Origin of the sequence: uncultured Selenomonas sp. (assembly GCA_905372355.1) — a bacterium.
Taxonomy (GTDB): domain Bacteria; phylum Bacillota; class Negativicutes; order Selenomonadales; family Selenomonadaceae; genus Selenomonas.
The window spans coordinates 55,610-65,232 of record CAJPOT010000011.1 but is presented as its reverse complement, the minus strand read 5'-3'; the positions used below and the strand labels follow the sequence as shown (position 1 = coordinate 65,232).

The 9,623-nt window shown below is 54.0% G+C and carries 11 protein-coding genes; all 11 read left to right on the top strand.

All coding sequences use genetic code 11. From position 1 onward, the window contains the following. The coding region (gene folP, locus QZ177_RS07925; RefSeq protein WP_294176608.1) for a dihydropteroate synthase at positions 1-667 on the top strand (667 nt) is incomplete at its 5' end. Continuing rightward, entirely contained in the window at positions 654-1,016 is a 363-nt protein-coding gene (gene folB, locus QZ177_RS07920; protein ID WP_294176606.1) for a dihydroneopterin aldolase, read from the top strand. The genes folP and folB, both read left to right, overlap by 14 nt. Continuing rightward, the gene (gene folK, locus QZ177_RS07915) at positions 1,013-1,606 is read left to right on the top strand and encodes a 2-amino-4-hydroxy-6-hydroxymethyldihydropteridine diphosphokinase (RefSeq protein WP_294176604.1); all 594 of its coding nucleotides are present in this window, start codon (positions 1,013-1,015) and stop codon (positions 1,604-1,606) included. Before folB ends, folK begins: the two co-directional genes overlap by 4 nt. Before the next feature lie 360 nt (positions 1,607-1,966). Further along, positions 1,967-3,982 carry a GGDEF domain-containing phosphodiesterase gene (locus QZ177_RS07910; RefSeq protein WP_294176602.1) on the top strand — a complete coding sequence of 672 codons (2,016 nt, stop codon included), beginning with the start codon at positions 1,967-1,969 and terminating at the stop codon, positions 3,980-3,982. Positions 3,983-4,054: 72 nt separating this feature from the next. Next, a complete protein-coding gene (locus QZ177_RS07905) occupies positions 4,055-4,954 on the top strand; it encodes a LapA family protein (protein ID WP_294176600.1) in 900 nt (299 codons plus the stop codon). Positions 4,955-5,220: 266 nt separating this feature from the next. Then, a complete protein-coding gene (gene fsa / locus QZ177_RS07900) occupies positions 5,221-5,874 on the top strand; it encodes a fructose-6-phosphate aldolase (protein WP_294176598.1) in 654 nt (217 codons plus the stop codon). Continuing rightward, positions 5,852-6,727, top strand: a complete 876-nt coding sequence (locus QZ177_RS07895; protein ID WP_294176596.1) for a transketolase — start codon at positions 5,852-5,854, stop codon at positions 6,725-6,727. The genes fsa and QZ177_RS07895 overlap by 23 nt, the downstream gene beginning before the upstream one ends. Continuing rightward, positions 6,715-7,677 (top strand): transketolase family protein, encoded by a 963-nt coding sequence (locus tag QZ177_RS07890; protein ID WP_294176594.1) that lies wholly within the window; start codon positions 6,715-6,717, stop codon positions 7,675-7,677. Before QZ177_RS07895 ends, QZ177_RS07890 begins: the two co-directional genes overlap by 13 nt. A 12-nt stretch (positions 7,678-7,689) precedes the next feature. Further along, on the top strand, positions 7,690-8,148 hold the full coding sequence (gene rpiB, locus QZ177_RS07885) for a ribose 5-phosphate isomerase B (RefSeq protein ID WP_294176592.1): 459 nt from the start codon (positions 7,690-7,692) through the stop codon (positions 8,146-8,148). A 19-nt stretch (positions 8,149-8,167) separates the two neighbouring features. Then, entirely contained in the window at positions 8,168-9,430 is a 1,263-nt protein-coding gene (locus QZ177_RS07880; protein WP_294176588.1) for a PTS transporter subunit IIC, read from the top strand. Between the two features lie 10 nt (positions 9,431-9,440). Continuing rightward, positions 9,441-9,620: a hypothetical protein gene (locus QZ177_RS07875; RefSeq protein WP_294176586.1), complete on the top strand. Its 180-nt coding sequence runs from the start codon at positions 9,441-9,443 to the stop codon at positions 9,618-9,620. Positions 9,621-9,623 lie beyond the last annotated feature (3 nt).

The window sequence follows — 9,623 nt, the reverse complement described above, 5'->3', positions numbered from 1 at the left end:
GCGCCCGGGCTTCGTGCCCGTGTCGGCGGCAGAGGAGATCGAGCGGCTCGCGCCCTTCTTGGAGCATATAGTACCGAAGATTCCCGTGCCGATCTCCATCGACACGTTCAAGGCGGAGACGGCACGTGCTGCCTTGCGGCTTGGTGCGGACATCCTCAACGACATATGGGGCCTACAGTACGCGGCGGAAGACCGCGGCGCGATGGCTCGCGTCGCAGCCGAATACCACGCGCCCGTCGTCGTCATGCACAATCAGACGGGTACGGTGTACAGGCCGGACGTCATTGAAGCTATGCAGGATTTCTTCCGCGAGAGCTGCGCCATTGCTGAGGAAGCGGGTGTGGCGAAAGAGCGCCTGATCTTCGATCCGGGCATCGGTTTCGGCAAGACGCCCGAGACGAACATCGAGGTACTGCATCGTCTGCATGAGCTGATGAAGCTCGACGGAGAAGCGTATCCGCTGCTTTTGGGCGCGAGCCGCAAGAGCTTCATCGGCTACGCGCTCGATCTCCCCGTAGAGGAGCGGCTCGAAGCGACGGGCGCGGCGACGGTTTTGGGCGTCGCCTCTGGCGCATCCATCGTGCGCGTGCACGACGTCAAGGAGATCGCACGCATGTGCCGCATGGCGGACGTCATCTTGGAGGGCGGGAAGCATGGACAGAATTGAGCTTTCGGGCATGGAGTTCTTCGGCTATCACGGCTGCTTTGCCGAAGAGCGGCAAACGGGACAGAGATTCATCGTCGATGCCGTGCTCTGCCTCGACCTCGCCGAAGCGGGGCGCACGGATGACCTCTGCAGGAGCGTCAATTATGCCGAGGTGTTCGAGGACGTGCGCACCGTTGTCGAGGGAGAAGCGAAGAATCTCATCGAGGCACTGGCGGAGGAAATCGCGGCGCAGCTCCTCAAGAAGTATGCGGCGCTTGCGCGCGTCGAAATCGCCGTGCATAAGCCCCAGGCACCGCTTGCAGGCGCATTCCGCGACGTCTGCGTGCGCATCGAGAGGGGCCGCGCATGAACGGCGAAGAGGCGAGAGCCGGCGAGGGGGCGAGCGTGCCCCCTGTGGAGCGGGGATTGGCGCACGATATTGCAGGGCGTGCAGAGAGAACATATCGCATCTATCTCGGTCTCGGCGCGAATCTCGGCGACCGCCGCGCTTCCTTGCGGCGAGCCTTGCGACTTTTGGCTCATCTTGAGGATACGCGGCTCCTACGCGTATCCTCTTTTTATGAGACGCCGCCGTGGGGAAACGAGAAGCAGCCGCCGTTTCTCAATGCCTGCGCCGCTTTGGAGACGCGCCTTTCACCCCTCGTGTTCCTGCGCCGCGCTCAGCGCATCGAGCGTGCGCTCGGCCGCGTGCGCAAGGAGCATTGGGGGCCGCGCACGATCGACATCGACCTGCTCTTCGCCGAAGGATTCGAGAGTGCGGCGTCGGAGCTTCGTCTGCCGCATCCGTATCTTCACGAACGAGCTTTCGTGCTCTTGCCCTTGGTGGAGATTGCACCTGGGCTGATTGTCCGAGGCAGGAAAATCGATGAATGGCTGGCGGATCTTTCGGAAACTGCCGCTTGCCGCAGGTGCGGCGTATACCGTCCCATGAAAAAATGAAAGAAGGTTTTTTCTTCCAAAAGAAAAGCTATCTTTTTCTGTTGGAACATGGTAAGCTACACGCACAAACGTCCACTTTGTGGACATTGTGCGCCGCCCTTACAGAAGCCTAGCCAATCGGTCTGCGCCTATGGCTTGACCTCTTGGGGCTTCATGGTAAACTACACGTACCAACGTACACTTCGTGGACATTGTGCGTCGCCCTTACATGAAAAAGCCAATCGCTCTGCGCCCTTTGGGCTTGACCTCTTGAATTTTCATGGTAGAATAGACTTGGTTGATTGAGATTTCATGAGAACTACGCCAAGGAATTTGGATGGCGCGACTATCCTCTCCGTGGTACCTTTAGGAGGGAAATGCATGGCGAGATTCAGTATGCAGGAAGCGCGTCAGCTGGAGCAAAATCTTGCGCATATATATGATTTCGCTCGCTTTGTGGATGCAAAAGCATGTGAGGTGCTTCATCTTGAAGCGGATGGCACGGTGCGGCGCGAGGGTCGCTGCTTCACCACTTGGGGAAGGACGCGTCGTTGCCGGCACTGCACGAGCTTCTGCGCCGCCGAGTCGCAGTCGAACTTTGAAAAGGATGAGATTTCGGACGACAAGATCTACCACGTCCTTTCTGCACCGGTTGAGATCGAGATGCCGGACAAGAGCATCCTGCATTGTGCGATGGAACTGGTGACGAACTACCCGCGCAATGCGGATACGCGCGCGATGTGCGACCGCGAGGTGCTGCAGCTTCTCTCGCGTGCGAAAGATACGGCTCGTGCGGGTGTCCTGTGCTTCAATGTGGAGGATTCCTGCATTTATGCCAACCTTGAGGCATACCGCGCCTTCCAGGTGCCGCCAGGCGAGCTTGAGGCTCTGCGTAGCTTCTTCATGACATGGCTCAAAGATGAAAGTTGGGACTCTCCGTGGGAGAGTGCAGCTGCATGGGAGCAGGAATTCTTCCTCGAAGGTGAGCGCTTCGTCTATCGGGTGACGATGGCGAAACTCTTTGATGCGGACGGACATTACAAGGGCTATTATTACACGATCCGCGATCGGCATGGAACGATGGAGGAACAGGACGATGCGGCATGGTCGCGCGATAAGCTCACGGGACTTTATGACCGCGAGGGCTTCTACGGCGCCGTGCGCGAGGAACTTGACTACGGCATAAAGGGCGAACGCTGCATCATCTGTTCGAACATCAAGGATTTCAAACTGGTCAACGAGCTTCTCGGCGAGGAGAAGGGAAACGAGATCCTAAAGAGCCTGGCGGAGTTTTTCACCGACCTTGCCATGGATTCAGGCGCGGCAGCCCGTCTGCACGGCGACCATTTTGCCGCTTATGTGGACAGGGCGCGCTTCACGGAAAAGGATTTGCTCGACGGCCTGGAACATTTAGGGCAGGCGTTCGACAGCAATTCATTCAAGCTGAATATCCATCTCGGCATATATAAGATTCAGGAGGCGCAGATGCCCGTTTCCGTCATGTGTGATCGGGCGCATCTCGCGCTCGCTCTTGTGCGCGACGAGAATGGCAACAAGGTGGCGTTCTATGACGATGCCTTGATGGAGCGCACATTGCGCGAAAAGGAGATCCTGGGTAGTTTCGAGGAAGGTTTGGCCGAGCGCCAACTCGCTGTCTACCTGCAGCCGCAGGTTTCGACAGAGGGGGATCTGCTCGGTGCGGAGGCGCTTGTGCGCTGGAATCATCCCGAGAAGGGGTTCCTCGCGCCCGGACAGTTCATCGGTATCCTGGAGAATGCGGGGCAGATTCATCGCCTTGACCAGTACGTCTGGGAAGAGGCGGCGGCGATTCTGAAACGTTGGCAGGGAACGGAAAAGGAAGGGATGACGATTTCTGTCAACATTTCCGTGAACGACATGCTTCATCTCGACATTTTCCAGACGATGACGGATATTGTGAAGCGGCATGGCATCGACGCTAAACAGCTGAAGCTGGAAATCACGGAGACGGCCTTGATGGGAGACATCGAAAAGTACAGAAAGCTCATCAGCAGTCTGCAGGAGGTGGGCTTCGAGGTCGAGATCGATGATTTCGGCAGCGGCTACTCCTCGCTTTCCATGCTCAAGGACATCGAGGCGGACATTCTGAAAATCGATATGGGTTTTCTGCGTCAGACGGGCAATCCGAAGCGCAGTTCCGTCATATTGAATGCCGTCATCGCCATGGCAAAGTGGCTCGGCATGCGCGTCATCACGGAAGGCGTGGAAACGAAGGAGCAGGTCGAGCATCTGCGGTCACTCGGCTGCGATATGTTCCAGGGGTATTTCTTCGCGAAACCCATGCCGGTCGAGGAGTTCGAGGCAAAGTATTTTCAGGAAGCGTCAAATGTATCTGCGCTTCCCGAAGCCGGAAGGTGATGGAGGAAGTTGCACGAGGACGATTTTATGCAGAGTTACGAATCGTCCTGGCGCAAGGGAGGAATGCTGGAAATGAAAAAGGGTTGGATGAAGCGTGCGGGGTGGCGAGCCTTCGCGCTTGGCGCATGTGCTTTTGGGGGATGGAGCACGCAGGCTTTCGCCGCCCGCATCGACCCGCAGGAGCTTGAGCAGTTGCGCGGCACGGTCGGCATGCTGCTTGAAGACGTCGAGGAATTTTACCATGTGACGCTCTTGATTGAGTCGTTCATGATCTTCGTGCTGCTGGCGCTGATCGTCGTCGGGCTCGTTGGCTATATCAAGCTGAGAAAGGAAGTTCGGGAACTGCGGCGGCGCATTTGCGGCGAGGACGATTTTGCGGCAGAGCCGCCCGAGGACATCGACTCTCCCTTTGAGCCGATGCCAACGCCTGAGCCGATGCCAACGCCTGAGCCGATGCCGGAGCCTGAGCCGATGCCGGAGCCTGAGCCGATGCCAGAGCCTGAACCAGAGCCAGAGCCGGAGTCGGAGCCGGAATCGCCGCCGATCGTACGCTTTATGGAAGCGTACAGCGAGGCGAACGATATAGAAGACCCGGCGCTGCAAAAAGCGCGTTTTGCCAGCCTCTTGGCGGAGTTTTCCAGCAAGAGGTTCACCTGCACGAATCCTGAGGATCGGAAGACGAACCCGAATGCGCCGCCGACATTTGAAACGAGAGATGAAGGAGACTTCTGGGCCGTTGAGAAGGGTGACGGTTCGGACGATTACTACGTCATTCCCGATCCCACGTTTCCGTACAGTGAGGAACGCCATCGCTTCTGCGGCATGAAGGAAGCGTTTGCTTCAAATTATCAAGAGGGAAAGACGTACACGCACATGGAGATCGAAGCTCCCGCGCGTTTCAGCCTCATGGGCAGTCTCTGGGCGCCGCAACGCCCCGGTAAGATCGTGCTGTCGGGAGAACAAGACGCATAATTACTGATTATATGAAAAGGCTTCGCTAAGAAAAGGGAATTCTTCTTAGCGAAGCCTTTTCGTATGAGTGAGTATGTCTCTAGGTATTTTTTAGCGGATAAAGATATTGAAAGATGTAGCCTTATGTTGTTTTATTGTTTAATATTAGGACTAATTGTTGAATTGCAAGAATTTTTATAATAAATATTGCAAAAAATATTGATTAAATGATATAATACAATAAAAGAAGATATAATTTAATTATAAACGCTAATGGGGGGATATGGATGAAGTTTTTTATTGACACAGCGAAGGTCGAAGATATTCGTAAGGCAAACGACATGGGAGTTATCGCAGGTGTGACGACGAATCCATCGTTGATTGCAAAGGAAGGGAGGAATTTCAATGAAATCATCAAAGAGATTGCATCGATTGTGGACGGTCCGATTAGTGGTGAAGTCAGGGCGACGATAGTCGATGCGGACGCTATGATCAGTGAGGGCAGGGAGATTGCCGCTATGCATAGGAACATGGTTGTAAAGATCCCCATGACGATGGAAGGACTGAAAGCAGTCAAGGCGCTTTCGTCTGAAGGGATCAGGACGAACGTGACCTTGATCTTCAATGCAGCACAGGCCTTACTGGCTGCCAGAGCCGGCGCGTCGTATGTTTCTCCGTTTCTTGGGCGGCTTGATGATATCTCCGTAACGGGTGTAGATCTCGTGCGTAAGATCTCAAATATTTTCCATATTCATAAGATCAAGACGGAAATCATTTCTGCCAGTGTGCGACATCCAATTCATGTTCTTGATTGTGCACTCGCAGGAGCAGATATTGCTACGGTACCTTATAAAGTGCTGGAACAAATGACCGTGCATCCTTTGACGGAACAGGGCATCGAGAAGTTTCGCAAGGATTATGAAGCCGTTTTCGGGGCGTAAAAAGGCGGGATTGAACGTGGATCTTCTGAAATTGAGGCAGACGGCGAATCGTGTGCGTAAAGATATTATCGAAGCTGTCCATGCGGCGAAATCCGGCCATCCAGGCGGCTCGCTTTCTGTGGCGGACATCCTCACGTATTTGTATTTTGCGGAGATGAAAATTGATCCGGCGAACCCCGATATGGAAGAGCGCGACCGTTTTGTGCTCTCTAAAGGGCATGCGACGCCAGCCTATTATGGCGTTTTGGCCGAACGCGGCTTTTTCCCCGCAGATGATCTTAAGACGTTTCGTCATACGGGATCCTATTTGCAGGGTCATCCAGACAGAAAGAATATTCCCGGTGTCGATATGAGCTCAGGCTCCTTGGGACAAGGGCTTTCCGTAGCGGTCGGCATGGCGCTTTCCGCCAAACTTTCCAGACGCAGTTATCGAACCTATGCGCTGCTTGGCGACGGTGAAATACAGGAAGGGCAGATTTGGGAAGCCACCATGTTCGCCGGTGCACGAAAACTCGACAACCTCGTCGCTATCATAGACAACAATGGTCTGCAGATTGATGGCTCCATCGAAGTGGTTTGTTCGCCCTACCCCATCGCGGAGAAGTTTGAGGCATTCAATTTCCATGTAGAAGAAGCGAATGCGCATGATTTTTCGGCATTGCAAAGGGCTTTTGATGAGGCGCGCCGAACGAAAGGCATGCCGACGGCGATCATCTTGCAAAGCGTCAAGGGAAAAGGTGTTTCCTTCATGGAGAACAAGGCTTCATGGCATGGCAGTGCACCGAATGATGAGGAGTATCGTGCAGCAATGACGGAGCTGGAAGAGGAGGGTAGATCGCTGTGCAAGGACTGAAAAAAATTGCGACGCGTGAAAGTTACGGTCGAGCTCTCGTCGAACTTGGCAAAAAGCATGGCAATCTCATCGTCCTCGATGCGGATCTTGCTGAGGCGACAAAGACGAATATCTTCCGCAAAGAATTTCCAGCGCGTCATATAGACTGCGGTATCGCCGAGGCGAATATGATGGGGATAGCGGCGGGGCTTTCCTTGACGGGCAAGGTGCCGTTTGCAAGCACATTTGCAATGTTTGCGGCTGGACGTGCCTATGAGCAGGTCAGAAATACGATCGGCTATCCACATCTGAACGTCAAGATTGCTGCGACCCACGCGGGGATTTCTGTCGGTGAGGACGGTGCTTCGCATCAGTGCCTGGAAGATCTCGCCCTCATGCGCATGATTCCGGGCATGACAGTCATGTGTCCTGCCGATGACGTGGAGGCGCGCGCCATGGTCGAGGCCGCTTACACATACGAAGGCCCTGTCTACATGCGTTTGGGACGTCTCGCCGTACCTCCGGTCAACGAAGTCGAGTCTTATCGTTTCACTTGGGGCAGGGGAATAAAGCTTCGCGAAGGAAAGGAGGTTGCTGTTTTTGCGACGGGGCTGATGGTTGCGCCGGTGCTGGCCGCTGCTGAGAAAATCACGACGGAGCTGGGTCTTGGTGTGAGTGTCGCCAATATTCATACGATAAAGCCGCTCGACGATGATCTTATACTGGACATGGTCAAAGATGCGAAGCTTATCGTCACTGCGGAGGAACATTCTATCCTCGGCGGATTGGGCGGCGCGGTGGCCGAACTTTTGTCCGAAAGATTGCCGAAACGTATGCTGCGCATTGGCATACGCGATGTGTTCGGCGAGTCGGGGCCTGCGGTGGAGCTCCTGCAGAGGTACGGACTCGATGCGGCGGGGGTTCATAATCAGATTTGCAGCGCTTTGAAAAATAATGAAAAGAGTTGTTGAGGAGGCATGGGAATGGAAACGATAGCGATTGGATGCGATGAAGCGGCGTACAATCTCAAAGTCGCCATCATTAAGCATTTGGGTACGCTAGGGATTCGTTGCGATGATTTTGGCGCGGCGGCAGGCGAAGTCATCCTCTATCCGGATGTTGCATTCAAAGTGGCAGATGCAGTTGCAGCAGGGAAGTATAAGCGAGCGATTCTCGTCTGCGGCACGGGGCTCGGCATGTGCATCTGCGCCAATAAGGTTCCCGGTGTGCGCGCTGCCGTTTGTCACGATCCGTTCTCTGCGGAGCGTGCACGTATGAGCAATAACGCACAGATTCTGTGCATGGGAGAACGCGTCATCGGAGTAGAACTCGCAAAGAAGATTGTCGATATTTGGCTGGCTGCAGAATTTTCGGAAAAGTCACATTCACAGCCGAAGGTTCAGCGCATCGCAGAATTGGAGCAAGAGCATTGCAAGAGATGAATAGAAAGGAGCTTTACAAATGGATACAGCGTTGAATTTCATCCAATTCATCCTCGATCTGGGGCCGACGGTCATGATGCCGATCATCATAACACTCATGGGTTTGATCTTTCGTCAGCGCGTATCGAAGGCCATACGTTCCGGGTTGACCGTGGGTATGGGTTTCGCTGGAATTTTCCTGGTCATTGCGCTGTTCTCGACGAACTTGTCGCCGGCTGCCAAGGCCATGGTAGACAATTTCGGTTTGCATCTCAATGTTCTGGATGTCGGTTGGCCGGTTCATGCGGCGATCAGTTTCGGCACGCCGATTGTGCCCCTCGTATTCCTTATGGGCATTCTGATCAATGCGGTGATGCTTGCCTTTAATTGGACGAAGACGATGGATATCGATCTTTGGAATTACTGGCACTTTATTTTTGGTGGCGCTCTCGTCATGTACCTCACAGGCAGTACGGCTCTCGGCCTTTTGACTGCAGCGATTACGATTGTTATTGTGCTAAAGCTGGCCGATTACACACAACCGTATATCGAAAACTTTTTCAAAATGCCGGGCATTTCTCTGCCGCATACGGAAGACATAGGCTGGGTTCCTGTTGTCATCGTCTTGAATAAGATCATTGACAAGATCCCCGTCATCAACAAAATTGAAATCAATGCAGAAAAGGTGCAGCAGAGATTTGGCGTCATCGGCGAACCGATGTTCATCGGCATCGTGCTCGGCAGTCTTATTGGCATCTTGGCAGGATATGACGTCAAGGGCGTCATTCAACTCGGTATCAATATGGCGGCTGTCATGTTCTTGCTACCGCGCATGTCGAAGATATTGATGGAAGGTCTTGTGCCACTTTCTGAGAGCGCGAGAGAATTTCTCAACAGCAGATTCCCGGGCAAGGAGGTTTTCATTGGTCTTGACACCGCTGTGGTGGTGGGGCATCCGTCGGTCATGTCCGTCTGCATCTTGATGATACCGATTACCTTGATTTTGGCTGCTGTCCTGCCGGGGAATCGCATGCTTCCCTTTACAGATTTGGCGGGGCTATGCTTCTGCCTCATGTGGTCTGTAGGAGCGACGAACGGCAATGTGTTCCGTGGACTGATCATCAGCACGATTCTTATGGTATTCATTCTGTGGATCGGCACGGATATTGCGGCGGTCAGCACGACGATGGCACACGAGGTCGGCTTCCCGTTCCCGGAGGGGACGCTGGAGGTTTCCTCTCTAGATGGCGGTTCGCATTTCATCTCGTACATCATTTATAAGATCGTCGAGTTCGTTTATTGAGGTGCTGCAAATGTTCTTTGATCAAATGATGCATATCATGGCGGGGCCTTATCTCGGAAGCCTCATCGATTGGTATTGCGAAAACCAGGATGTATGGAACACGCTCGTCGTCATTGGCGGTGCGGCATGGCTGTTTTATAAGAATCGCAGCGGAACCGGGCGGCAAATGGAGTTTGAAAAGAAGGGGTGACGA

Bases quoted from the DNA above. Each gene is read 5' to 3' on its own strand.
- folK (WP_294176604.1), top strand. From the start codon at position 1,013: ATGAACGGCGAAGAGGCGAGAGCCGGCGAGGGGGCGAGCGTGCCCCCT.
- QZ177_RS07910 (WP_294176602.1), top strand. From the start codon at position 1,967: ATGGCGAGATTCAGTATGCAGGAAGCGCGTCAGCTGGAGCAAAATCTT.
- QZ177_RS07875 (WP_294176586.1), top strand. From the start codon at position 9,441: ATGTTCTTTGATCAAATGATGCATATCATGGCGGGGCCTTATCTCGGA.
- QZ177_RS07880 (WP_294176588.1), top strand. From the start codon at position 8,168: ATGGATACAGCGTTGAATTTCATCCAATTCATCCTCGATCTGGGGCCG.
- QZ177_RS07895 (WP_294176596.1), top strand. From the start codon at position 5,852: ATGAAGCCGTTTTCGGGGCGTAAAAAGGCGGGATTGAACGTGGATCTT.
- QZ177_RS07905 (WP_294176600.1), top strand. From the start codon at position 4,055: ATGAAAAAGGGTTGGATGAAGCGTGCGGGGTGGCGAGCCTTCGCGCTT.
- rpiB (WP_294176592.1), top strand. From the start codon at position 7,690: ATGGAAACGATAGCGATTGGATGCGATGAAGCGGCGTACAATCTCAAA.
- fsa (WP_294176598.1), top strand. From the start codon at position 5,221: ATGAAGTTTTTTATTGACACAGCGAAGGTCGAAGATATTCGTAAGGCA.
- folB (WP_294176606.1), top strand. From the start codon at position 654: ATGGACAGAATTGAGCTTTCGGGCATGGAGTTCTTCGGCTATCACGGC.